This is a genomic window from Peribacillus sp. FSL E2-0159 (assembly GCF_038643155.1).
GTDB lineage: Bacteria > Bacillota > Bacilli > Bacillales > DSM-1321 > Peribacillus > Peribacillus simplex.
This window is the reverse complement of record NZ_CP152053.1, coordinates 5001566-5025136: the sequence shown is the minus strand read 5'-3', so window position 1 is coordinate 5025136 and position 23571 is coordinate 5001566. Positions and strand designations below refer to the sequence as shown.

Sequence of the window (23571 nt, the reverse complement as noted above, 5' to 3'; positions counted from 1 at the left end):
GCCAAAACTGCGGCGAGTTTGCTTTTTTATTTGAAAATAACGAGGTCAAAACAACTGTCACTTTGGTTCGAAATTTCGGAAAAGCACTTCAAAACGGAACCCTTTATAAATAAGTGACTTTTTTTACTCTACTCTTTAAGTCTCCTTTTTTAAATTTTTCTAACGAAATAAATCAAAAAAGATAATTAATCTTCATATGCAAAAGAATTACAATTTCTTGACTTAGAGTAAACTCTAAGCATTATTCTTTCTTTATAACACAAATTAAAAAAGAAGAAATAGACATAACAGATTTAATGGAGGCGGTTAAATTGACATATTCTATTGGAGAATTTTCTAAAATAGTAGGGCTAAGCGAATATACATTGAGGTTTTATGAAAAAGAAGGGTTAATAAAAGTAAATAGAGACAATAACAATGTCAGAATTTACTCGGATGAAAATAAATTATGGATTGAATCCTTGCTCCACCTAAAAAATACAGGGATGTCACTAAAAGACATGAAACGATTTGCCATGTGGGGGCATATGGGGGATAAAACAATGGAAGAAAGATTAGATCTGCTTAAAAAGCATCGCAAAAAAGTAGTGAGAGAATTGGAGAAGATTCGTCAAAGTTTAGAGCATTTGGATAATAAAATAAATTTTTATGAAAATGAAGTAGGAGACTGTTTCTCTTAGAAATTAAGCAGCTGGTTGTTTTTTTCATTTGCATCTTTTGGATAACCCTCGTACAGACAGCTTTCTACATCTTGTTTTTATCGAAAATAAAAAACACTTGCGTTAGAGTGCTCTCTAGGGATTAACCTATTCTTGCACCATTTAATACATGAAGGGTTTATCAACCTTTACAAAATACGACAAACTAACAATGTTATATCGATACTATTCAGAAAGAGGTTAAAAAATGAACAAAAAATATAGCAACTTATTTAAATCTTTTACATTTAAAAACGGTATTACCCTTAATAATAGAGTGGTTATGGCACCAATGACAACTTGGTCCAGTAATGATGATTACACGGTTTCAGATGAGGAATTAACCTATTACAAAAAAAGAGTAAACGGAGTAGGACTTGTGATTACAGGTTGTACACATGTGACTCCAAATGGGATCGGTTTTACAAATGAATTTGCAGCCTATGACGATACATTTACGCCGGGCTTACGTAAATTAGCTGAAGCCGCGAAAAGTGGCGGAGCTCCTGCAATCCTTCAAATTTTCCATGCAGGTAACAAAGCACTACCGGACTTAACACCAAATGGAGAGGTTGTTAGTTCCAGCGCTTTAGAGACTGAAGCTACTGGATTTGCACCTTCAGTACTACCTAGAGAGCTTTCCCATGTCGAGATAATGGAAGTGATTCATGCATTTGGAGAAACAACAAGAAGAGCAATCGAAGCAGGTTTTGACGGCGTTGAACTTCATGGTGCTCATGGGTTTTTAATTCAAAACTTCTTCTCACCTTTCTTCAACAGACGAGAAGATCAATGGGGAGGATCATTAGAAAATCGTATGCTTTTCCCACTGGCAATCGTTCAGGAAGTGAAAAATGTCATTGAAAAGCATGCAACAAAACCATTTATTTTAGGATACAGAATATCTCCTGACGAACACCAAGAAGGCGGTTTGAGAATGAAGGATACCTATGCATTGATTGAAAGCCTGATTAAAGAGGATGTTGATTATGTGCATGCTTCATTGGCTGATGTTCTTTCTTCAAAGCCAGTCGACAGTCAAGATGAAAAGACATATCTTGAGTTAGTTGTCGACCATGTAAACGGACGAGTTCCTGTACTGGCTGCTGGTTCTATGGTAACTCCGGATGATGTTGCCAAAGCATTAGATAAGGGACTTACGCTAGCTGCAATTGGCCACGCGTTGATCATGAATCCAGACTGGGTTGAAAAGGTTCAGAATGGACAAGTGTCTGAGATCCAAACAGCGATAAAGGCTTCAAAGGTTAGTGAGCTTGAGCTTCCAGAAAAACTTTGGGGCATCATTCAAGCCTCAGGGCCATGGTTTAAGATTGAGGAATAATTTAGAACCAACGGTTGATTAACTACGGGCAAGAGAGGTTTGCAATGGAGATACCTTCAGTTGTGTGATCTCTTGACAAGATCCGGAGCGACAAAGGGCTCCATAAAGGAGAAGAATAAAATGGAAAAACGAAAACTCGAATAATTAGAAGTCTCGGATTGAGATTAGGGTGCATGAGTATAGCGCCAACTACGGACCCCTGCAGACAAAGATCAAGGTATTAAGACCATTCGTACAGCCTATGAAATAGGCGTCACGTTCTATGATACAGCCGAAGTTTACGGTCCATTTACAAACGAAGAGCTGGTCGGAGAAGCGCTTGCGCCTTTCCTACAAAGTAGTTATCGCAAGCAAATTTGGTTTTGGCCTTGAAGTTCAGAAGGTGGTCTTAATAGCCGGCAAGAACACATCAAGAAAGTGGTTGAGGCCATGGCTGGGTTTTAAAGTAGGATGTGCAAAATAGACTCAAAATTAACGCAAAATAGCGCCGAAAGGGTTCTGTTGCAAAAACTTCAATAATAGCAATTGATCTCTAAATCTTGGACATACTATTAATCTTTAAAAAAGGTGCGTGATAGTATGGAAAATCAAAATTTATTCAAGTGGAAACATTTAAGCCAACAAATGACTTCTAGAGAGTCGATGAAACGTATTTCAAAGTAAAAGGTCAATGAATGTATCTGTATCGTGCAGTGGACTCCAAAGGAAACAGGATTGAATTTTATCTCAGTAAAACCAGAGACAAAAAGGCTGCAAAGCGCTTCTTCAAGAAAGCTTTGCGGTCTTTTCATGTTTCTAAGCCTCGTGTCATGATGGTCGATAAGAATCCGGCTTATCCAATAGCAATTGAAGATTTTAAAAAAGAGCTGATGGTGTGCAACTTAGACAACAGAAGTACCCGAGTAACCTAGTGGAGCAAGATCATCACTTTATAAAGAAGCGAGTCGTTCTATGCGAGGATTAAAAACGTTTCGAACAGCCAAACAAATCATCTTTGGAGTGAAGGTGATGTATATGCTGAAAAAAGGACAACTTCAATAAGGGGTGAAGTCTGTCCAAGGCGAGATTGAATTCACCAAATAAATTATTTGGAGTGGCCTCATCATTCATAGAGGAAAAGGATATTGAGACTCTATGTTTCTAACAGGTCATATTTGCACCAGAACCCAATTACCTAACAATTTGGGCGAATTGTCCGATACAAAAGTTTTTTTTTAACATAGGTTAATAAAAAGTATGATTACTCCAGTGATATCGATTAATTACGGATATTTAATAAAAAACATATTAAACATTAGAGTAAAAGTTATGCTTGTATAGGGATACAACCTGATATTGGAACATAATGAATCTGTCGTGACCTTACCTTTATTTTGGCGGAAAATACTTTTTTATATCATAGGAGGGGTTTTCATGGAGAAAATTATAATTGTGCCTTGGGAAGAAGATGAACTTACTCATGAGTTTTTTGTTCCTGAATATATTGAAAAAATGGCACTAGAAGTTCTTGAACATTACGGTTTCTCCGTTCAGAACATGCAAGTTGTCACAACAAAGCCAGATAAAGGTGGCTCTATATGGAAATTAGAAACAAGTTCAGGGCCAAAGAGTTTAAAACTTTTACACAGAAGACCTACAAGAAGTATGTTTAGCTTAGGAGCTCAAGAATATTTAGTTAATGTTAAGGAAGCAAGAGTACCGCCCATCGTAAAAACTAAAGATGGAAATAATTATGTTGAGGCTGGAGAAAAGTTATGGTTCGTCGCTGAGTGGATCGAATCATTGGCACCTGTAACAAAAGACTTGGAAGGAGCCAAACATCTTTGTAATGCTCTCGGCGAATTCCACCTTTTAAGCAAAGGGTTTGTTCCGCCTAAACAAGCTGAAGTTGCATCTAGATTATATAAATGGCCAACGACTTATGAAAAAGTTATTAATAAAATGGATTGGTTTCGAAACATTGCTAACGCATATGAAGAAATGCCTGCAAGCCCCTATTTACTGAATGTTTTAAATCAATTTGAAGAACAAGCAAAAGAAAGTTTAGAGAAATTAAATGAATCAAGCTATTTAGATTTAGCACAACAAGGAAATGAATATTGGGGATTAGTGCATCAAGATTATGGCTGGTCAAATGGTCAAATGGGGGATAATGGAATGTGGATTATTGACCTTGACGGTGTTGCTTATGACCTTCCTATTCGCGATTTGAGAAAACTGATTACCGGCACAATGGCAGATTTATATAGATGGGATGCAACTTGGGTAAGGGAAATGATCCAGTCCTATCACGAGGCAAATCCAATTTCATCGCAACTATATGATATCTTAATGATCGATTTATCTGCTCCGAATGAATTTTACAAGAATGTTAAAGAGGTAGTATATGATCCTGAATTGTTTCTAAATGATCAAACAACAACTATGATTCAAACAATTGTTGATACCGATCAGACAAAATGGCCAGTTTTAGAAGAAATTAAAGATGATTGGAAGGGAATAGAACAAACATGAAAATTTTAATGATTTGTACCGAAAAGCTTCCTGTTCCTCCGGTACTAGGCGGTGCCATTCAAACCTATGTCTCAGGCACCCTGCCATATTTAAGTAAAGTCCATAATATTACGGTTTTAGGAATTAATGATCCATCACTCCCTGATCAAGAAACGATTGATGGAAACCAGTATGTACGTGTACCTGGAAAAATATTTGAAGTATATCGAGAAGAGGTTATTAACTATCTTGAAGCAAATCATTTCGATCTAATTCATATATTTAATCGACCTCGACTAGTCCTTCCAGTCCGACAAGCAGCCCCTAATTCCAAAATTATCCTCAGCATGCATAATGATATGTTTAATCCAGAGAAAATCAATCCGGAAGAAGCAAAAGCAGCCATAGACGAAGTTGCAAATATTATAACTGTCAGTGATTATATAGGCAATGTCATAAAAGATTTATATCCACAAGCTTCATCAAAGATTCGCACAATCTATTCTGGTGTAGACACCAATCGGCTTCTACCCGGTCATCACTCGAAGATGCAAGAAATTCGTAATGAAATACGTAAAACAAACGGTCTTGAAAACAAAACGGTCATATTATTTGCAGGAAGACTATCAAATAATAAAGGAGTCGATAGGCTAATTCGAGCATTACCTGAGCTTTCAAGTAAATTTAAGGATTTAGGTTTAGTCATTGTCGGAAGTAAATGGTTCAGCCAAAATGATGTAACTGATTATGTAGCTTATGTAAGAGCATTGGCAAAAAAACTGCCAATCCCAGTTGTTTCAACAGGTTTTGTCTCACCTAGTGAAATACAAAATTGGTTTGCAGCTGCTGATTTATTCGTGTGTACATCAATATGGCAAGAACCACTTGCACGCGTCCATTATGAAGCAATGGCTGCAGGACTTCCAATCGTAACAACTGCAAGAGGCGGAAATCCAGAGGTTATTCGTTTAGGAGAGAATGGGCTTGTAGCAGAGAATCCAGAAGATCCTGGATGTTTTACAGAAAAGATTACAGAAATATTATCAAACAGATCACTAATGAAAAAAATGGGCGAACGAGGCAGAGAACTTGCCCTTACCTTATATAAATGGGATCGAGTAGGATCTGAGATACTTGAAGTTTGGAAAAAATAACTGTATAGACCAATCAAGAGTATATGAACATGGATGACACTATGTTGGAGTTGCTCGCACATGAAATACTTGTCACTGGTGGTGCTGCAGGGTTATCGGATCACATCTATGTGAACATTCCTAAAGGATACGAAAAACAGAATTATTGGCGATGATACATTTGCAGGACCTACCCCTACTACCCCTAATAAAGCTCTCCAGAACCATCACAAGTTTCAATTTTTTGCAACAAACTTGTCAATGACACTCCTTCAAAAAAAACAGTCTTTACGAAATCAGCCTAGGGAAAGTTATTGTGTCGCAGTTCAAAAAAGGATGGCCCTTGTGTAACTATCGGGGTGCTTTAGCTGAAGATCGGGGCTGACTTTAATGCAGTTCTTTCTATATGCAACTAATGGTTCAGGTTAGCTTAACCTGAACCTAAAATTTTATTGAAGCGTATTTAGATTTTGTGTCCTTATTAAACTTACAACTACCTCTCCAATTTGTCTGCCTAACCTTAAGCCTTCATTGTTATCTACGTTAAAATGTACGCCAGCGTACAAACGAGATTGAGCACTTTCTTCCATTAACTTTTTTATTTCGGATGACTCTTGAGGGAAAATATAACTTAATACTGCCTCTGCGCATCCCGCCACAGTAGCGTGTGCAGAGGGGTAAGCTGGAAAACGAGGGGTAAACAACACAGTAGATAGATTTCTGCCATATTGATTTGGACGTGCAACATCCCAATGATATTTAAAAAACCACGTCATAACAAAAGTATCATTCATAGCAGCGTGGAAATATCCCTGCACCCTGGCAACACTTGGTGATCCTAGCTTATGCTTTTCAGCTAACTTGAAAATTAGAGTGGAAATTTTCGCGGTTAATTCACCTGTTCCCCAATATTGTGCGATTCGTATTTGCTGGGAAGTTAATGACTTTAATGTCTCCTCTACAATGAATAACTCTGTTTCCCAATCAATATTTTCAGGATTTTTAATTCGCCAAATAATACGTTGATGAAAGAGGTCTAGGAAATCATTGTCTCTTCCCCTTGAAATAAAAAACATCGGCCAATTTCTTGCCTCTGGAGAACCTTTAGGTGGGATACTCTCGCCTGGGTAAGGATATTCTGTCCATCTTCTATAACTTGTTCTCATAAAGACAACCCCCTAATAAATGTTCTCCTTGTTCCTTATGACTGAGAGTATTGAAATATGACCATTTAACTTTTTGCTTCCTAATCAAAGGAGAAAGATCAGGGGGAGAACTGTCGAAGTTGTTTTTTTTTCTTTGATTGAGCCATTTTATGCCTTTAAGCTGATTCCCCCAAACCTTTACAATATAAATTTACATTTCGGAGTTTTATTTGAAAAATTTCCAAATTTTCAAAGGTATTCAAATGATCATGTCCTGAAATAATAAGAAAAACACAGGAGAAACTATATGAACAGAAAAAAATGTTATAAAGAATTTATCGCTATTTTTACTTTTATATTTGTCTTAATGGTGAATCATTCGGTCTATGCAATTGAATGGGAAGATGAGGAAGTACCTATTAACTTTAAAATTGAGATATTACCTTGGGAGATAGTAAACAACACTATTCCTAATAGAACAAATTTCACCATTATAGACATTGAAACGGGATTATCATTTAAGGTTCAACGAAGAGCAGGAAGTCATCATGCCGATGCTCAGCCACTAACCAAGGATGATACTCAGATTATGAAGAAAATTTATCATAATCAATGGAGTTGGAAAAGAAGAGCCATTATTGTATTAATTAATAATCAAATGATCGCTGCCTCTATGAATGGAATGCCACATGGTGCCGGTGCTCTTCAAAATGGTTTTTCAGGTCACTTCTGTATTCATTTCTATGGAAGCTTAACACATCGTTTAAAAAACGAAGATCCCGCCCATAAATTAATGATATTGAAAGCGGCCGGTAAGCTTGATGAATATTTAGGCACGGTAAGTCCCTACGAACTTATCCATATTTTCACCATTGCCATGAATCAAGGAGATAGAACACTATTATCAATGACCTTATCAAATCCGGATCATTCCAATCGTTTCATTAAGCTTGCTGAAAGTATTACATACTTTGGGGTTAGAGATTTTTCAGGACAACCACTTGAAGACGCAAACGGGTTAATACTCGTGGATGTACCGGTTCAAGTGAAGATTTATAAAGAAAGAGAAGGGAGTGAAAACAGAATCATCCATTTTATGATCCGAAGGGAGAGTTTGACTGATCGTTGGTTCATTGATCAAGATGCGATCTATGAAGACTTAAAATAAGATTTGTGGGGATTCGAAAAAATAAATTCCAATCCAGTGTGGGGGTGCATTCTATGCGATTATCATGGATTGCCGGACTTTTACTATTCGTTCAACCAGTGAATACTTCTGAAAGCTTATCGGTAACCCACCAAAGACAAACGATTGCGCGTGTCAACCATGCTGATATTACTATGCCTTTACTAGATGTTCCTATCATGGACGTGGATAAATACAATCTATTTGTCGAAAAAATAGACCGACAAGTGTACCAAAAACCTGTAAATGCCACAATAGACAAACAAGGTAATATTCTTCCTGGGCGAGTAGGTTACAAGCTATACCATCAAGCTTTTAAAGAGCAATTTTATTCCTTCTTGTACAGTAATGAAGCATACAAACTGGAAGTACCTTTGCTTGCTATTCATCCAAAAGTTGACAGCGAATTACTTGCGGAAATTCGTGAAAAAAAGATAGGTGAATATAGAACCTATTTTAATGTGAACAACAAAAATCGTACAAATAATATCTCGCTTGCTACAGAAGCTATTAATAATTATGTCGTGTTTCCCGGAGAGGTATTTTCTTTTAATCAAGCCGTCGGCAAGAGATCAGTAAATAAAGGATATATGCTCGCTCGAGTTATCGTTAAAGGAGAGTTTTCTGAAGGGATTGGTGGAGGGATATGTCAGGTATCATCAACCCTGTTTAATGCTATCGACAATGCAGGGTTGAAAACTATTCAACGCTACTCCCATACAAGGAGCGTCCCGTATGTTCCATCTGGCCGCGATGCTACAGTAAGTTGGTATGGTCCTGATTTTAGTTTTAAAAACAAGTACAATCAACCTATCCTAATCCGAGCAAAAACGCAAGGAGGAATGGTAAGTATCAAGGTTTACTCTTCAGATATGATAAATTATAAGACACGAAAAGTTCCCACTGCTTCAAATCAGATATCAGAAGAACGGATTGTTTTTTTATAAAATCACCTACTATAATATTTCTGAAAAATTTCATTTTCAATCCACAATATGGACGGAATACGCAATAGCCCCGCGTTCCTAGAAGCAAAGCAAATTCATCTTTTATTAATCCTGTTATTTCTGCATCGGTATATTGATAATTAATAACCTTAAGCCAATCATGTGATCGTTTTCCAATCTGTAAGGCAGATTATGTATATGAAAAGCCGACACTATACTTTAATAGTGTCGGCTTTTATTGTAGCTTTAATTTTATATATCACAAGAAATATCAAATAAAGAAATTGATACCTCTTATAATTTTATTAAGGAGTGAGATAAATGAATGAACAGATACAGCTTATGATTGATTGGATTGAAGACAATTTGAAAAATCAATTTTCATTAGATGAACTATCTAATTATATGGGATATTCTCCTTATTATTGTTCGTTTAAATTTCACCAAGTAACAGGTATAAGTATTAGGCGCTATATTCTTCTTAGAAGATTGTATTTATCCACGGAAGATTTAGCAAATAACAGGAAGATAATTGACGTCGCCTTTGATTACGATTATTCTTCGCAAGAAGCATATAGCAGAGCCTTTAAAACTGTTTTTGGTATCAATCCTAGAGAATATCAACTTAATAAGTTGCCTGTCCAGTCAATTGTTAAGCTCACTATTAATAAAGAAGGGGAGTGGTGTAGAATGAATGTTTCTAGAAAAATTGAGGTTGAACATTTACAAAATGAGAAGAGTGAATTGTTTGATAAAGACGTACTCAACATATTGAATGGTCAAGTTATGTATGAGGAGTTTAAAGATAACAAACTAATGGGAGATTCTGATTACGCTCCATTTAATGAAGCAATGTGTGTAAACGCGACTACTAAACAAGTTTTTGATAAAGAATTTATAAACACACGAGCTTCTGGACATCATGAGTCGGTAGAGAATTATATCAAAAAGGTCATTGTTCCATTAGACAATCTTTTTAATAAAGAGTATAAATGTATCGTTTTATGGTTTGGTGAAGACATGTTTTGTCAAATGAACCTACTTACCTTACTTTCTTATCTTGAACAGTCCGGGTATGAAGGAAAAGTGTTCTTAAATTGCTTCAGAGAGGATGAATTTAAAGTTAATCAAACTGAACTTAAATTAGGTCATTATTATTCTGTATACCAGGAAGTATTGGTCAATCATAATAAATCATCGAATGAACTACTTCCAGTCATGTATCAGGCAATAGACATATATTTAGATATGCTAAAAGAAGATAATGCAGTAGTAAAGTATATTTCCAAAAATAAAGATTTAGCAACATCAGAATTAATTAATAGGTTATTTGCTCTGTTCCCAACAGTGGGCTATGGAGATTTACAATATATAGAGCTTATTAATAAAACTTAAAATTGGAAGTGGGAACAAGAATTCTTAAAGACAATCAGTGAAGGGGTTTCCTATACAGTGTAAAGAACTAAACCTTTTTTTCCGTCATCCGGGACTATTCTGAACGACTTGTCGAACGAATTCCAAAATGTTGTTGTTTTTAAATTTTGTTAAATCAATCATTCTTGTTGAACTAATGGCGTAGGTTAGTTAATAAGTGCTTGATATTCATATTAATACAAGGTATTTTTGGGAAAATAAACAGATTAAATGGAAAAAGGTTAATTTTAATCCTATTCATTGTGGGTTAGTAGGTATATGAACTGCTTTCGAGGGGATGAACCGGGTAATCAGGCTACTGTATGGTAAGGTCTAGCTATTTTTTGAAAATTGAACTCTAACTCTTCCTAAGTTAATTATAGCATATTAAAAATGGTAAAAATAGACTATTTATTCTCATTTGCTACTGCTAAAATACAATAGAACTTTATTGAGATTTGTTGAGAGGGATAAATATATCAAAGAAACCAAAACAAATGTAATGGTTAGGGGAGATGTATATTGAGTTCTTTTGTTCTCGGTTTTCAGGAAATGGAAAAAACACAGCTTTTGCTCGTTGGCGGAAAAGGGGTAAAATTAGGGGAATTATCAAAAATTCAAGGAATACAAGTACCAGAAGGTTTTTGTGTTACAACAGTTGGATATCAAAAAGCCATAGAACAAAACGAAACGTTTCAAGCATTGTTGGATCAACTAACACTGCTAAAAGTAGAGGATCGAGGTCAAATTGGTGAAATCAGCAGGATGATTCGACAAATCATTATGGAAATGGAAATTCCCTCCGATGTTGTGAAAGAAGTTGCTCATTATCTCTCCCGGTTTGGCGATGAACATGCCTATGCAGTGCGTTCTAGTGCGACTGCTGAAGATTTACCACATGCCTCTTTTGCTGGTCAACAAGATACCTATTTAAATATCATCGGAAAAGAAGCAATCTTGCAGCATATCAGCAAATGTTGGGCTTCCCTGTTTACGGATCGTGCGGTAATCTACCGTATGCAAAATGGATTTGACCACAGTCAAGTTTATTTATCCGTTATCGTTCAAAGGATGGTTTTCCCACAGGCTTCAGGGATTTTATTTACGGCCGATCCGATTACTTCTAACCGAAAGCTGCTATCGATCGATGCCAGTTTTGGGCTTGGAGAAGCACTGGTCTCTGGCTTGGTATCTGCCGATTGTTATAAAGTACAGGAAGATGAAATCGTCGATAAGATGATAGCAACCAAAAAATTGGCTATCCATGGACTAAAAGAAGGCGGAACGGAGACCAAGCAGATCGATCCCGATCAGCAAAAGACCCAAACACTTACTGAACAACAAATTTTACAACTAGCACGCACAGGAAGACAGATTGAAGCTTATTTTGGTTGCCCGCAAGATATCGAATGGTGTTTGGTTGATGATACATTTTTTATTGTCCAGAGTCGGCCTATCACTACTTTATACCCGATCCCAGAAGCAGATGATCAAGAAAATCACGTCTATGTATCTGTCGGTCATCAACAAATGATGACCGATCCCATGAAACCACTTGGAATGTCTTTATTCCAGTTAACATCTTTTGGACCCAGATTTAAAGCTGGTGGAAGGTTGTTTGTTGATGTAATAAATAATCTGGCTTCACCTGTCAGCAGAAAAATGTTATTAGATGCCATGGGACAACACGATCCGCTCATGAAAGACGCACTCCTTACCATAATAGAGCGAGGAGATTTCATAAAATCTTTACCAAAAGATAAGCAAGAACAGAGTTCCGGTAAAAGCAATAAAAGTGTGTCGTCTGCGGATTCTAGGGCACAAATCGAAAACGACCCGACAATCGTTTCTGATTTGATTAAGAATAGTCAAACATCGATAGAAGAGTTAAAACAAAACATCCAAACGAAATTAGGATCGGATTTATTTGATTTTATTCTGGAAGATATCCAGATATTAAAGAAGATTTTATTTGACCCACAAAGTTCAGCTGTGTTTATGGCTGCTATAGATGCTTCATCATGGATCAATGAAAATATGAGCGAGTGGTTAGGTGAAAAAAACGCAGCCGACACGCTTTCCCAATCTGTACCAAACAATATTACTTCAGAAATGGGTCTGGCGCTATTGGATGTCGCAGATGTGATTCGTCCTTATCCAGAAGTAATTGATTATTTACAACATGTTAAAGATGAAAACTTTTTGGATGAACTGGTTAAGTTTGATGGTGGACAGGAAACCCAAGGCGCTATCTATGATTATCTCAGCAAATACGGAATGCGATGTACCGGAGAAATCGATATTACTAAAACTCGTTGGAGCGAAAAACCAACTACACTTGTACCCGTGATTCTTAGTAATATCAAAAACTTTGAGCCTAATGCTAGCAATCGGAAATTTGAGCAAGGGCGACAGGAAGCTTTGAAAAAAGAACAAGAGTTATTAGATCGATTGAAGCAATTACCGGATGGTGAACAAAAAGCCAAAGAAACAAAACGAATGATCGACCTAATCCGGAATTTCATCGGTTATCGGGAATATCCAAAATACGGCATGGTTAATCGCTACTTCGTTTATAAGCAGGCTCTACTGAAAGAAGCCGAACAACTCGTACAAGCGGGCGTTATTCATGAAAAAGAAGATATATACTATCTCACTTTTGAAGAACTTCACGAAGTTGTACGCACAAATAAACTAGATTACCAGATCATCAGCAAACGAAAAGACGAGTACAATTTATATGAAAAACTAACTCCCCCACGTGTTATCACGTCTGATGGTGAAATCATTGTGGGTGAGTACAAACGAGAAAATCTCCCAACCGAAGCTATTGTAGGTCTACCTGTTTCTTCCGGAGTTATAGAGGGGCGAGCACGTGTCATCTTAAACATGGAAGATGCTGATTTAGAAGATGGAGATATATTAGTCACCTCCTTTACTGACCCTAGCTGGACACCATTGTTTGTATCCATAAAAGGCCTAGTCACCGAAGTTGGTGGACTGATGACCCATGGAGCAGTTATCGCACGTGAATATGGCTTACCAGCGGTTGTTGGGGTGGAGAATGCTACCAAACTGATAAGAGACGGTCAACGAATTCGCGTGCATGGAACAGAAGGATATATCGAAATATTGTAATTGCTTTTTAACTAGTGTGTTAATCCAAGGAGGATTAATGCACTTTTTTGTTAGAAAACAGTTTAAATTTCTATAATGGTTCAAACTACTATTAAGTGACTTTAACTTGTTAAGATTGCATGATACGGTTCCTTTAAGCAACCCTACAGTTGCTTATTCTTGACGAGCAACTGTAGGGTTGCGTATACTCGGTATATGAACTGGGACAAAGACGCTATATTCAAAGCACTTAGTGATTCGACTCGGCGGCTTATATTAGACGAACTAGCCGAACGCAACGAGCTGACGTTGTATGAACTTACGGTACGTCTCATTATGAAGCACGACCTTTCCATTTCGCGACAGGCGATAGCTAAACATCTTTCTGTATTGGAAGATGCAGGGCTCGTAAAATCAAAGCGAAAGGGAAAATATCGAGTACTTATATTCAACAACGAACCACTTAAAAATTTACTGAAAGGATGGATAGAGTAATTTTATTAAAAAAACTTCTGACGAATGTATGGTTTTTTCTGCTTGGAGCCAGATTGTTAGCAGAGTACCATACGTCGCAAATATCAAAGGAGGCATAAACATTATGAAAATCATTGTTACCAGTATCTTCGTTCAAGATCAAGACAAGGCATTGGAATTTTATTCAGAAAAGCTGGGATTTGTAAAAAAGCATGACGTTCCCATGGGGAAATATAGGTGGATTACACTTGTTTCCCCCGATGATCATGAAGGTACCGAGCTTTTACTCGAACCGAATGAGCATCCTGCCGCAAAGGAGTATCAAGAGAAGTTATTTGCTGAAGGCATCCCAGTAACCATGTTTGGGGTTTCAGATATTCACGTAGAGTACAAACGATTAAGTGAAAAAGGCGTGAAGTTTACCATGGAACCGACAAAAATGGGCGAATTAACAATAGCTGTCTTCGACGATACATGCGGAAACCTTATTCAGATATTGCAGAAGTAACTTTATGACGAAATAACCTGGATTCTAATCGACTTTTTTGGTGATTTTTAAGTTCGGTGAAGTGTTTTTTTATCAAAATTAAACGACTTTATATTAACCCCGTCCTAATTTTAGGACGGGGTTATACATGTTTAAGGTATAAAATTAAATAACTTTATTGTCACTTTACAGCTAATCAACAGCTCCTTTTCCTATGGAACTAAATGGGCAGGTTAGTTAAAAAAAGGGTTTTGCAATCTTTATGCAGAATAAGGTAATGCTTAAAATCTTAGTACATAAAGGGTGTGTATGAGGATGGATTGTAAGAATGTTACCGGAGAAAATGATACAGGCAAATCACAATTAAATATACTTCTTGAAATAAATGAAATTTGCTTATCACTTAATTTTAACCTGTGGCTACGAGGCGGATGGGCGATAGATTTTCTTCTTGGAAGGATTACTCGGTCACATTCTGATATTGATTTAGTTACTTGGTTACAGTATCGTGAGCACTTGGAACAGGCTCTTGTTAATGCTGGTTTTCAAATAAAGCCAGTAGGCCAGTTTCAAACCGATTTCCTCAAGAACAATGTCGATGTGAGTTTTGTATTTGTTAGGTATTCTGATAATGGCGATATAGTCGCTAACGGTTTTCCAGATTGGGTATGGAGGAAAGATGCCTTGCCAATGGAACTTTATAATTTACAAGGTGTATCAATAAGTGTTCTAAACCCATACCAATTACTTGAGGAAAAAAGAGTTTACGAACAAGGAACAGGAAGAACACTTCGTCCAAAGGATCTTAAAAGCATAGAAATTATTCAACAGATAATTGATGCAAAAAGTTAGAGGTTAAATAAAATTCTTATAGAACTAATGGGTTCGTTAAATGAGGATCAGAGCTGTCTTTAAGGCAGCTTTTTCTTATGGAACTAAATGGGCAGGTTAGTTGAACATGTAAATCAATGTCTATGCTACAATCATTACATGCATAGCCAATATAAGTTAATGTTTGGGAGATCATTATGGAAAAAATAAAAATATCATTATTACACCTATTGCCTATCGCTGGTGATGTGGAGTATAACCAAAAGCTTATTGAACAAGCCATTCATATAGCATCAAATAATAATGCCGAATGGATTATTACACCCGAACTATGTGTCAGCGGACTTCAATTCAATCATAAGATTGGGACTGGATGGATTAACAGGCAACCTGATGCTTGGATGAGTAATTTGAGCCGTAAACTAAAGAATTTGAAGAGCACTGTATTTTTAGGTTGCCCTGAAAAAGGCAGTAACGGAGAGTTGTATAATACTGTGTTTGTCATAGATAAAAAAGGTCATTTATTAGGTAGACAGAGAAAAATCAGTGCTATTGATGATTGGTCAGCTTCTGGCGATGTAATAGAGCCAATAAAAACAGACAATGTTGAGGTTGGCATTATGATTTGTGCAGATGCATATACCAAAGATATTGCTTACAACTTATTAGAAAAAGGAGCAGAAATATTAATTGCACCGTCTTCCTGGGGTCCCGGATTACATGGTCCAGAGGGAGAATGGGAACAAAGGTCATTAGATACAGGACTGCCCGTAATTGTCTGTAATCGTACTGGCGAAGACGAAACTGTCCGTTTTTGGGATGCAGAAAGCATGATCATAAAAAATGGTGAACGCCTCTTAACACATAAATCAAAACAATCAGCTATACTTACTTTTGAATGGGATTTAAAAAGGATGGAATTAATATCCTCTCATTTCGACATCGATTACATATAATGAGAACTGAACTTACTACATACACTACACTCTTGTTGAACTAAAGGGTGCTTTACTTCATTATTAGGAGCTGTTCACCAGCTCTTTTTCTGATGGAACTAAAGGGGTAGGTTTGTTGAACAAGGATTGAACTTTATTAATTTAGGAATTGTATAAAAGAGAGTATTACGGGTAGGAAACGATAACGATAAGAGATGATAAATAATGGAAACTCGGTTGCTGATGCAGCCATTTTCTTATGGAGTTTAAGGGGCAGGATAGTAAGGATAAAAAGCATTCTATATGGAATGCTTTTTATCTTTATCATCATTTGGTGATGTACTGGAGTGTGTTAATATGTGGTCTAATACTTTTTCAGTAAATGGCATAAAGTAATTAAGTATTAGTCCCCCTAAACAAACGGTTAATAGAGTTCCAACGCCAATTGGTCCATTAAAAATCATGGCCATTATCAAGAATACGAGGTAAATGAATGTTCTCGAAAAAAATATATTTGTTCTAGTTAATTCTTGGATGATTAATGTTAATCGGTCAATTGGAATCGGTGCAAAATTTGTGTGTAAATATGTTGCAGTTCCTAATCCGACAAGAACTAAGCCGATTCCAAAACAAACAACTTTGCTGTACCATAGTTCAGGTGTCATCAAATTGTGCAATAAAAAGAGCCACATATCAATATTAATACCCGTTATAAATGCTGTTAACAACCCCAAAACTTCTGGTCTTTGTCTTTTTAAAAATGAATTACAACATATCAATATTAAAGCTATTATTATTTCCCAACTTCCCACAGTAAGCCCCACATTTATAGACAGTCCTACCAATAGTGCATCAAAAGGTGAAGTTCCGAGGTCTGATTGTATAGTGAAAGAAATACCAAGGGTTAATATTAAAATTCCTAATACATAAAAAACATATTTCACTTTACTCGACCTCTTTATCATTATTTTTTATTGCAAATGCAACAAAGTTAGGTTAGATTTAATATATGTCATTTTTATTGCATTTGCAACAAAAATATGTGCTAAGGAGTTAATTATGAATGAAATTCTTCGTGAAATTGGAATGATTGCAAGGGCATTAGATTCTATAAGTAATATAGAATTTCAAGAATATGACCTTACAAAAGGGCAGTATTTGTACCTTGTGCGAATATGTGAAAACCCAGGAATCTTTCAAGAAAAGTTAGCTGAGATGATAAAAGTAGATCGAACAACAGCAGCTCGTGCTATAAAAAAACTTGAAATTAGTGGCTTTATTGAAAAGAAAGAAGATAAACATAATAAAAAAATTAAAAAACTCTTTCCAACAGAGAAAGGAAAAAATGTTTATCCTTTTATAAAAAGAGAAAATGATTATTCCAATATCGTTGCATTAGAGGGATTTTCCGAAAGAGAAGTAGAAACCATTTTCAATCTTCTTCAAAGAGTAAGAAAAAATATAGAAAAAGACTGGGAATTTGTAAAAAAGGGAAACAAGAGAAATTATTGTTTATATAAGGAGCGACATATATGACTGAAAATATAAAAAAGTGTACCCTTGAAGATTCACGCAAACTTCAAGAAATTAGTTATGAAACATTTAATGAGACATTTAAGCATCAGAATTCACCCGAAAATATGAATGCCTATTTGGAGAAGGCATTTAACTTAAAACAATTAGAAAAAGAATTATCCAATATTTCTTCGCAATTCTTTTTTGTTTATTTTGATAATGAAGTCGCTGGATATTTAAAGGTCAATACCAATGATGCTCAGTCTGAAGAGATGGGTGCTGAATCACTTGAAATCGAGAGGATTTATATAAAGAAAAAATTTCAAAAACATGGGCTTGGTAAATATCTGCTAAATATAGCTATGGAAATTGCGATGGAACGTAATAAAAAGAAAATCTGGCTAGGCGTATGGGAAAAAAATGAAAATGCTATTTCTTTTTATAAGAAACTGGGGTTTGTTCAAACTGGAGCCCACTCTTTTTATATGGGTGATGAAGAACAAATGGACTTTATAATGACCAAAACACTCATATAACGTTTTTTGGAAGGTGGATTATTATGTATATCCAAAATATTATAAGGTCAAAAATGCTGATGAAATTTAGGGTTTTGTTCAAAAAAACTCTATTTCTTAGAGTTGAATAAGAAATAACTTTACAAGGCTCTGTTAAATAACTATGTTGATTTGCAGCTAAAATAATAGCTTGGCAAAAACGCCAAGCTATTATTATTTGTTTGGTTAGAACGTTGGTTTGACTATATTTCATATCTTCCATAGTCATTACCCAATATTAATATCCCCTATTAAGTAGAGTGATGCTTTTCCAGCCATCTTTACCCGTGTGTCCTCGTGCTTACAAAAAAGTGTACCGCCTCTATTGGATAACTGTCTTGCTACCATTTTACGTTTCTTTAGTTTCTCTGCCCAAAAGGGCACTAAACCGCAGTGGGCAGAACCGCATACTGGGTCCTCATTTACCTTTAACTTTGGGAAAAATGCTCTTGAAACAAAATCATAATCATTTCCTTTGGCGGTAACAATAACTCCAAGTCCATCTGGCAACTGTTCTAGTTTTGAAAAGTCAGGACTTAGATTTTTCACTGCTTCTTCTGAATCTAATACTAATAACAAATCCCTATTTAGATATGCTTCTATCGGTGTGGTTCCTAAAGCATCAATCATTTGTTCAGTAAGAGGTATCTCCTTTGAAGGGACAGTTGGGAAATCAAGTTCATACAAATCATCTTTTCTATTTACTGTAAGTACCCCACTCATCGTGTCGAATTGAATGGTTTTCAATTGCTTTTCAACATAGTTCATAATGATAAAAGCAGTTGCTAAAGTTGCGTGACCACAAAGGTTGATCTCTCCTCCAGGTGTAAACCATCTAAGTTTATAGTTTTCCGCACCTTTTACTGCAAATGCCGTTTCAGAAAGGTTATTTTCAATAGCAATCTTTTGCATAATGTCATCAGAAATCCATTCATTCATAACACAAATCCCAGCAGGATTTCCCTCAAAGACCTTTTCTGCAAATGCATCAACCACATAATACTTCATAATTTTTTCCTCCTAGATTAATCAAATTGAACGTGAAATGTTCAGGTGTTATACTTGAATATCCTTATATTAATGGGTATATATGTATAACAGTCAACTTAATCATATAACACTTAACTTTCGAAACAGTGCTGATGGAGGATTTATTATGAAGATTGAAATAAACAGGAACTCCAATATCCCGATTAATCAACAAATTTATGAGAATATAGCAGATAGAATCAGGTCAGGGGGGTTATCGGAAGATGAACGTTTGCCTTCCGTTAGAGTGTTAGCAAAAGAATTAGGGGTAAGTGTACTTACAGTTGTAAGAGTGTATGCATTGTTAGAAAAAAATGAGTTAATTGAACGGATACAAGGAAAGGGGACATTTGTTAAAGCTAATATTACATCAGAAGATAAAGAAAATAATAAAAAGAACAATTTCGAGTGGCAATTATCCGTTTTAGATTATCTTCCCCGAACACAATTTGGTACCCATTATGGATCATTTGAAAACTGTTTTCAGTTTTCTGTTGCAGCGATTTGTCCATCTTTACTTCCGAATCGTTATCTGGAGAAAGAAATCCATTCAAATTTAGAAAAGAATCCCAGTATTTTATCAAGTTATGGACCTGCACAAGGGGATGAGGAACTTAGAAAAGCTATGAGCGAGTATCTTCGCAAACAAGATTTAAGTATTGACCATAAAGATATATTGGTAACTAATGGAACTCAACAAGGAATAGATTTGGTGGCGAAAACTTTTATAGGACCAGGTGATGTTGTGGTTACAGAAGCACCCACTTATCCTAATGCAATTGATACATTTCGTGCTCGTGGGGCTACTATTATTCCTGTTCCATTAGATAAAGAAGGAATGAGAATGGACCTTTTACAAAGAGTTTGCGAAATATATAAACCCAAAATGATATATACCATCCCTAACTTTCAGAATCCAACTGGAAGGGTTTTAAGTCGAAAAAGAAGGGAGCAATTATTAATATTTGCCCAAGAAAATCAAATAATCATTGTAGAAGACGAACCGTGGAGTGAGATATTTTTTGACAAGAAACCTCCATCACCTATAAAGAGTCTTGATAAAAACGGTTTCGTCATTTATCTAAAGGGGCTAAGCAAGACATTGGTTCCTGGTTGCCGGATAGGACTACTGACCGCAAATGGCACTCTGTTTAATCGTTTAGTGGCATCTAAAGTGAATACGGACCTTGGTAGTCCATTATTAACACAAAAGGCAATTCTCCCATTTTTTTATTCGAAAAGGATGGAGGACCATATGGAAAAGCTGAGATTTGCTTTGAAATTAAGAAGGGATAAAGTTATAGAACTCTTCAATTCCCATATGCCGAATGAAGTTCAATGGATTGAACCAACAGGGGGATTAAATATTTGGGTATCCATTCCATCAGAGTGGAACACGAACCATTTATTAATCGAATGTCAAAAAGAGAATATTTACTTTCTACCTGGTTCAGCTTGTTTCGCAGGAGAACCGGAAAACCATCATTTAAGGTTAAACTTTTCCTATTTATCGGATAGTGAATTAGAAAATGGAATTTTAAAATTTTGCAATATCACAAGAAAATTTTTATCTTCAAATCAACTATTTAGACAATCCCCCATTATGTAAAGAAAGGCTGCAACAAAAATCCTTTCAGATTAAAGTTTGATGGTTGTAAATTGACGTAAAAAGACCTTGGTTTCCTGCTTACGTAAGGAAGTCAGGGTTTTGACGTATCCGCAACCTGAATTTGTAGGTTTATCTTTACAGAAGCAATATATAACCCTGCAATAACATACTATAAGCTTTTAAAGTTAGGATGTACAATTACATGAGGATATCTTGAAAGGAGTTTACCTCATGAATATTACATCTTTTGTATTTTACTGTTTTATTGTTACATTTACACCAGGACCTACTAATATAGTCATATTATCCACCGTGCATAACTCTGGTACAAAAAAGGCAATGGAATATACGTATGGAGCAACGATTGCTTTTGGTTTCTTACTTGCTATTTCTGCTATGCTAAATACGATACTTGCAACGATCATACCAAAAATATTAATTGTTATGCAGATAATCGGAAGCTTTTATATGTTATATCTTGCTTATCAAGTTTACAAAATGGATTCATCAAAACCAAATGTAAAACAAACGGGTACCTTTATGTCTGGATTTCTTACGCAGTTTTTAAATCCAAAGGTAGTACTATTTACAATGACTGTCATTCCTACGTATATTATGCCCTATTATGTCTCAATGCCTGCGGTTACAATAAGCGTTATCGCTATAACTGTTATAGGATTCTTAGCATTTATTACATGGGTTCTTTTTGGTGCAATCTTCAAGGAGTTTTTACAGAAGCATAAAAAGATTGTTAATATATTGATGGCATTGTTTTTAGTTTATGCTGCAATCATGATATGGATGTAGGTAAGCTACTTAAGAGGTGAATTAAATGGATAAATTTATCTATAAAAAATCGGCGGGTATTACGGCTTTGTCAGCAAGCATTACTGATTTCACATATAAGAAGCACTCTCATAAAGAGTATGCAATAGGAGTCACACTGCGTGGTATTCAACACTATAACTTGGATGGCAGTTTACACTTGTCCTATCAAAATGGTGTTATGCTTTTTAATCCGGAACAGGCACATGACGGAATGGCACATGATGAGACAGGCCTAGATTATGTGATGCTATATATTGAGCCACAATTGCTTCTGGAGGTTATTGAGAAGAAGGATATAATACGCTTTTCAAATCCCATTGTTTATGATTATAGGCTTAAACAAGGAATACTAAGTCTTTCTAATGCAATATTAAGCGAAAAAGATGAGGCATTGTGTAGTGAATTACTGTTATCCCTCACAGATAACCTTATTCAAACTGATCTTTCTACAGACTATAAGAAAGATAACACTTTAATTAGAAAAGCGAAGGATATGCTTCACACCAACTTAGAAACTATACCTAAACTTGACGAGATATGTAAAGAGCTTGATTTATCGAAATTTAAGTTTATCCGGTTATTCAAGACTCATACTGGCATTTCACCATATCAATACTTTCTTAACTGCAAGATAGAATTTGCAAAGCAGTTAATAGAAAAAAATAGAGATATTCATTCAGCTGTAGCTGAATGTGGTTTTGTTGATTTAACCCATTTAAATAAACACTTTAAAAGTGTATACGGAATAACAGCCTTTGAATATATTTCACATTTAAATTGATTAGGAGTTTGTTGGATTATTATTGGTTTGTCATTGAATTTAAGGAGGAATGGCTTATTAAAAAATCCAGTATTATTTTCTTTGAAAGAAAATTTCCAAGTGCAAACATGATCCTTATTAAGGATCAGCTCCCGGTCCTTATTGATACTGGTTTTGGAAGTGATGCGAAAGATACCGAGCAATTAATTAAAGAAGTAGGCATTTCACCAAAAGAATTACACCTTATTGTGAACACGCACTATCATAGTGACCATGTAGGGGGCAATTTTCATTTTCAAAAAAATTATGGAGTTAGGATTGCTGCTCATAAATGGGAAGCAGATTTAATTAATTCTTGCGACTCAGAAGCCTGTAGTTCAGAATGGTTAGATCAGCCAGTAGAACCTTATCGAGTCGATCTAAAGTTCTCTGATAACGATGATATTAATACAGGAAGCAGAACGTTAAAAATCTTGCACACACCAGGACATACGTTAGGACATATTTCTTTATATGAACCGGAAGAAGAAGTATTAATTTGCGGGGATCTCTTCCACAAAGGTGATATCGGATGGTTAAATATCTTTCGAGAGGGTGTTTCATCTATCCAACGATCGATAGAAAGTTTGGATCGGTTGGCCATGCTTCGAATTCAACATGCATATTCAGGACATGGACCACAAATAGAGAATCCTCTGGCTGCCATTGATGCAGCAAGGGAACGGTTTGAAAAGTGGCTCAGAATGCCAGAAAAAGTTGCATGGCATGCCTGCAAAAGGATTTTTTCATTCACATTAATCATTAAAAACGGATTGACAAAAGAAGAACTCGATAACTACCTACTAAAGTGTGGTTGGTTCCAAGATTTTGCACGCTACTCTTTCCAACTTCAGCCAGAAGAATTTATCCCAATCCTGCTCGATGAAATGATTCGTTCTGGAGCAGCAAGCTGGCACAATAATCATTTAATTGCCTCCACCCCATACCAAGCACCACAAAAGAAATGGATGAAGAAGAACATAAAGCCGAAAGATTGGAAACCTCAAGATTTTCTCACATAAGGGTATCTGAAAAA

22 protein-coding genes and 3 pseudogenes are annotated in these 23571 nt (G+C 35.9%); 22 read left to right on the top strand and 3 right to left on the bottom strand.

What is annotated here, in order from left to right; genetic code table 11:
* Window positions 1-311: 311 nt before the first annotated feature.
* The 8 genes and pseudogenes from NYE63_RS24565 to NYE63_RS24530 all read left to right on the top strand — a co-directional run bounded on the left by NYE63_RS24565 (window position 312) and on the right by NYE63_RS24530 (window position 5842).
* Window positions 312-680 carry a MerR family transcriptional regulator gene (locus NYE63_RS24565; protein ID WP_342603127.1) on the top strand — a complete coding sequence of 123 codons (369 nt, stop codon included), beginning with the start codon at window positions 312-314 and terminating at the stop codon, window positions 678-680.
* Between the two features lie 226 nt (window positions 681-906).
* On the top strand, window positions 907-2040 hold the full coding sequence (locus NYE63_RS24560; RefSeq protein WP_342603126.1) for an NADH-dependent flavin oxidoreductase: 1134 nt from the start codon (window positions 907-909) through the stop codon (window positions 2038-2040).
* Window positions 2041-2232: 192 nt separating this feature from the next.
* Window positions 2233-2361: pseudogene (locus tag NYE63_RS24555) on the top strand (aldo/keto reductase); the annotation flags it as partial.
* On the top strand, window positions 2303-2503 hold the full coding sequence (locus NYE63_RS24550) for a hypothetical protein (RefSeq protein ID WP_342603125.1): 201 nt from the start codon (window positions 2303-2305) through the stop codon (window positions 2501-2503). The pseudogene NYE63_RS24555 and the gene NYE63_RS24550, both read left to right, overlap by 59 nt.
* Before the next feature lie 151 nt (window positions 2504-2654).
* A pseudogene (locus tag NYE63_RS24545) lies at window positions 2655-3184 on the top strand (IS6 family transposase); the annotation flags it as partial.
* A gap of 269 nt (window positions 3185-3453) precedes the next feature.
* The gene (locus tag NYE63_RS24540; RefSeq protein ID WP_342603124.1) at window positions 3454-4554 is read left to right on the top strand and encodes a CotS family spore coat protein; all 1101 of its coding nucleotides are present in this window, start codon (window positions 3454-3456) and stop codon (window positions 4552-4554) included.
* Window positions 4551-5684 (top strand): annotated as a pseudogene (locus NYE63_RS24535) (glycosyltransferase family 4 protein); the annotation flags it as partial. The gene NYE63_RS24540 and the pseudogene NYE63_RS24535, both read left to right, overlap by 4 nt.
* Window positions 5685-5716: 32 nt before the next feature.
* Window positions 5717-5842, top strand: coding sequence for a hypothetical protein (locus NYE63_RS24530; protein ID WP_342603123.1), 126 nt, complete (start codon window positions 5717-5719; stop codon window positions 5840-5842).
* A 273-nt stretch (window positions 5843-6115) separates the two neighbouring features.
* Here the strand turns inward: NYE63_RS24530 and NYE63_RS24525 are convergent, their stop codons facing one another.
* Window positions 6116-6832: a vanadium-dependent haloperoxidase gene (locus NYE63_RS24525; protein WP_342603122.1), complete on the bottom strand. Its 717-nt coding sequence runs from the start codon at window positions 6830-6832 to the stop codon at window positions 6116-6118.
* Between the two features lie 286 nt (window positions 6833-7118).
* Here NYE63_RS24525 and NYE63_RS24520 point away from each other — a divergent pair, with 286 nt between their 5' ends.
* The 8 genes from NYE63_RS24520 (at window position 7119) to NYE63_RS24485 (ending at window position 16222) form a co-directional block, all read left to right on the top strand.
* Window positions 7119-7979: a hypothetical protein gene (locus tag NYE63_RS24520; RefSeq protein ID WP_342603121.1), complete on the top strand. Its 861-nt coding sequence runs from the start codon at window positions 7119-7121 to the stop codon at window positions 7977-7979.
* 53 nt (window positions 7980-8032) lie between these two features.
* The gene (locus tag NYE63_RS24515) at window positions 8033-8944 is read left to right on the top strand and encodes a VanW family protein (RefSeq protein WP_342603120.1); all 912 of its coding nucleotides are present in this window, start codon (window positions 8033-8035) and stop codon (window positions 8942-8944) included.
* 321 nt (window positions 8945-9265) lie between these two features.
* Window positions 9266-10339, top strand: a complete 1074-nt coding sequence (locus NYE63_RS24510) for an AraC family transcriptional regulator (protein WP_342603119.1) — start codon at window positions 9266-9268, stop codon at window positions 10337-10339.
* Window positions 10340-10879: 540 nt separating this feature from the next.
* Window positions 10880-13495, top strand: a complete 2616-nt coding sequence (ppsA, locus tag NYE63_RS24505) for a phosphoenolpyruvate synthase (RefSeq protein WP_342603118.1) — start codon at window positions 10880-10882, stop codon at window positions 13493-13495.
* A gap of 195 nt (window positions 13496-13690) precedes the next feature.
* Window positions 13691-13969, top strand: a complete 279-nt coding sequence (locus NYE63_RS24500; protein ID WP_342605863.1) for a metalloregulator ArsR/SmtB family transcription factor — start codon at window positions 13691-13693, stop codon at window positions 13967-13969.
* A gap of 103 nt (window positions 13970-14072) precedes the next feature.
* Window positions 14073-14456: a VOC family protein gene (locus tag NYE63_RS24495; protein WP_342603117.1), complete on the top strand. Its 384-nt coding sequence runs from the start codon at window positions 14073-14075 to the stop codon at window positions 14454-14456.
* Between the two features lie 294 nt (window positions 14457-14750).
* Window positions 14751-15287 carry a hypothetical protein gene (locus tag NYE63_RS24490; RefSeq protein WP_342603116.1) on the top strand — a complete coding sequence of 179 codons (537 nt, stop codon included), beginning with the start codon at window positions 14751-14753 and terminating at the stop codon, window positions 15285-15287.
* A gap of 176 nt (window positions 15288-15463) precedes the next feature.
* Complete coding sequence (locus tag NYE63_RS24485; protein WP_342603115.1) at window positions 15464-16222, top strand: carbon-nitrogen hydrolase family protein; 759 nt, start codon at window positions 15464-15466, stop codon at window positions 16220-16222.
* A gap of 278 nt (window positions 16223-16500) precedes the next feature.
* On the opposite strand, the gene NYE63_RS24480 is transcribed toward NYE63_RS24485, so the two are convergent.
* Window positions 16501-17145, bottom strand: a complete 645-nt coding sequence (locus NYE63_RS24480; RefSeq protein WP_342603114.1) for a YitT family protein — start codon at window positions 17143-17145, stop codon at window positions 16501-16503.
* A 115-nt stretch (window positions 17146-17260) separates the two neighbouring features.
* On the opposite strand from NYE63_RS24480, the gene NYE63_RS24475 reads away from it, so the two are divergent.
* Together NYE63_RS24475 and NYE63_RS24470 are read left to right on the top strand one after the other, a co-directional pair.
* Window positions 17261-17737 carry a MarR family transcriptional regulator gene (locus NYE63_RS24475; protein ID WP_342603113.1) on the top strand — a complete coding sequence of 159 codons (477 nt, stop codon included), beginning with the start codon at window positions 17261-17263 and terminating at the stop codon, window positions 17735-17737.
* Window positions 17734-18252, top strand: coding sequence for a GNAT family N-acetyltransferase (locus tag NYE63_RS24470; RefSeq protein ID WP_342603112.1), 519 nt, complete (start codon window positions 17734-17736; stop codon window positions 18250-18252). The genes NYE63_RS24475 and NYE63_RS24470 overlap by 4 nt, the downstream gene beginning before the upstream one ends.
* A gap of 246 nt (window positions 18253-18498) precedes the next feature.
* Here the strand turns inward: NYE63_RS24470 and NYE63_RS24465 are convergent, their stop codons facing one another.
* The gene (locus NYE63_RS24465) at window positions 18499-19278 is read right to left on the bottom strand and encodes a PhzF family phenazine biosynthesis protein (protein ID WP_342603111.1); all 780 of its coding nucleotides are present in this window, start codon (window positions 19276-19278) and stop codon (window positions 18499-18501) included.
* 148 nt (window positions 19279-19426) lie between these two features.
* Between NYE63_RS24465 and NYE63_RS24460 the strand changes: the two genes are divergently transcribed.
* The 4 genes from NYE63_RS24460 to NYE63_RS24445 all read left to right on the top strand — a co-directional run bounded on the left by NYE63_RS24460 (window position 19427) and on the right by NYE63_RS24445 (window position 23557).
* On the top strand, window positions 19427-20908 hold the full coding sequence (locus NYE63_RS24460; RefSeq protein WP_342603110.1) for a PLP-dependent aminotransferase family protein: 1482 nt from the start codon (window positions 19427-19429) through the stop codon (window positions 20906-20908).
* A 231-nt stretch (window positions 20909-21139) separates the two neighbouring features.
* Window positions 21140-21715, top strand: a complete 576-nt coding sequence (locus NYE63_RS24455; protein WP_289316112.1) for a LysE family transporter — start codon at window positions 21140-21142, stop codon at window positions 21713-21715.
* Between the two features lie 25 nt (window positions 21716-21740).
* Window positions 21741-22517 carry an AraC family transcriptional regulator gene (locus tag NYE63_RS24450; RefSeq protein WP_342603109.1) on the top strand — a complete coding sequence of 259 codons (777 nt, stop codon included), beginning with the start codon at window positions 21741-21743 and terminating at the stop codon, window positions 22515-22517.
* Between the two features lie 8 nt (window positions 22518-22525).
* Window positions 22526-23557, top strand: a complete 1032-nt coding sequence (locus NYE63_RS24445; protein WP_342603108.1) for an MBL fold metallo-hydrolase — start codon at window positions 22526-22528, stop codon at window positions 23555-23557.
* The last annotated feature ends 14 nt before the right edge of the window (window positions 23558-23571 follow it).

Excerpts from the sequence above, each read along its gene's own strand:
- NYE63_RS24560 (WP_342603126.1), top strand. The coding sequence starts at position 907 with ATGAACAAAAAATATAGCAACTTATTTAAATCTTTTACATTTAAAAAC.
- NYE63_RS24550 (WP_342603125.1), top strand. The coding sequence starts at position 2,303 with ATGATACAGCCGAAGTTTACGGTCCATTTACAAACGAAGAGCTGGTCG.
- NYE63_RS24540 (WP_342603124.1), top strand. The coding sequence starts at position 3,454 with ATGGAGAAAATTATAATTGTGCCTTGGGAAGAAGATGAACTTACTCAT.
- NYE63_RS24530 (WP_342603123.1), top strand. The coding sequence starts at position 5,717 with ATGGATGACACTATGTTGGAGTTGCTCGCACATGAAATACTTGTCACT.
- NYE63_RS24525 (WP_342603122.1), bottom strand. The coding sequence starts at position 6,832 with ATGAGAACAAGTTATAGAAGATGGACAGAATATCCTTACCCAGGCGAG.
- NYE63_RS24520 (WP_342603121.1), top strand. The coding sequence starts at position 7,119 with ATGAACAGAAAAAAATGTTATAAAGAATTTATCGCTATTTTTACTTTT.
- NYE63_RS24515 (WP_342603120.1), top strand. The coding sequence starts at position 8,033 with ATGCGATTATCATGGATTGCCGGACTTTTACTATTCGTTCAACCAGTG.
- NYE63_RS24510 (WP_342603119.1), top strand. The coding sequence starts at position 9,266 with ATGAATGAACAGATACAGCTTATGATTGATTGGATTGAAGACAATTTG.
- NYE63_RS24500 (WP_342605863.1), top strand. The coding sequence starts at position 13,691 with ATGAACTGGGACAAAGACGCTATATTCAAAGCACTTAGTGATTCGACT.
- NYE63_RS24495 (WP_342603117.1), top strand. The coding sequence starts at position 14,073 with ATGAAAATCATTGTTACCAGTATCTTCGTTCAAGATCAAGACAAGGCA.
- NYE63_RS24490 (WP_342603116.1), top strand. The coding sequence starts at position 14,751 with ATGGATTGTAAGAATGTTACCGGAGAAAATGATACAGGCAAATCACAA.
- NYE63_RS24485 (WP_342603115.1), top strand. The coding sequence starts at position 15,464 with ATGGAAAAAATAAAAATATCATTATTACACCTATTGCCTATCGCTGGT.
- NYE63_RS24475 (WP_342603113.1), top strand. The coding sequence starts at position 17,261 with ATGAATGAAATTCTTCGTGAAATTGGAATGATTGCAAGGGCATTAGAT.
- NYE63_RS24470 (WP_342603112.1), top strand. The coding sequence starts at position 17,734 with ATGACTGAAAATATAAAAAAGTGTACCCTTGAAGATTCACGCAAACTT.
- NYE63_RS24465 (WP_342603111.1), bottom strand. The coding sequence starts at position 19,278 with ATGAAGTATTATGTGGTTGATGCATTTGCAGAAAAGGTCTTTGAGGGA.
- NYE63_RS24460 (WP_342603110.1), top strand. The coding sequence starts at position 19,427 with ATGAAGATTGAAATAAACAGGAACTCCAATATCCCGATTAATCAACAA.
- NYE63_RS24455 (WP_289316112.1), top strand. The coding sequence starts at position 21,140 with ATGAATATTACATCTTTTGTATTTTACTGTTTTATTGTTACATTTACA.
- NYE63_RS24450 (WP_342603109.1), top strand. The coding sequence starts at position 21,741 with ATGGATAAATTTATCTATAAAAAATCGGCGGGTATTACGGCTTTGTCA.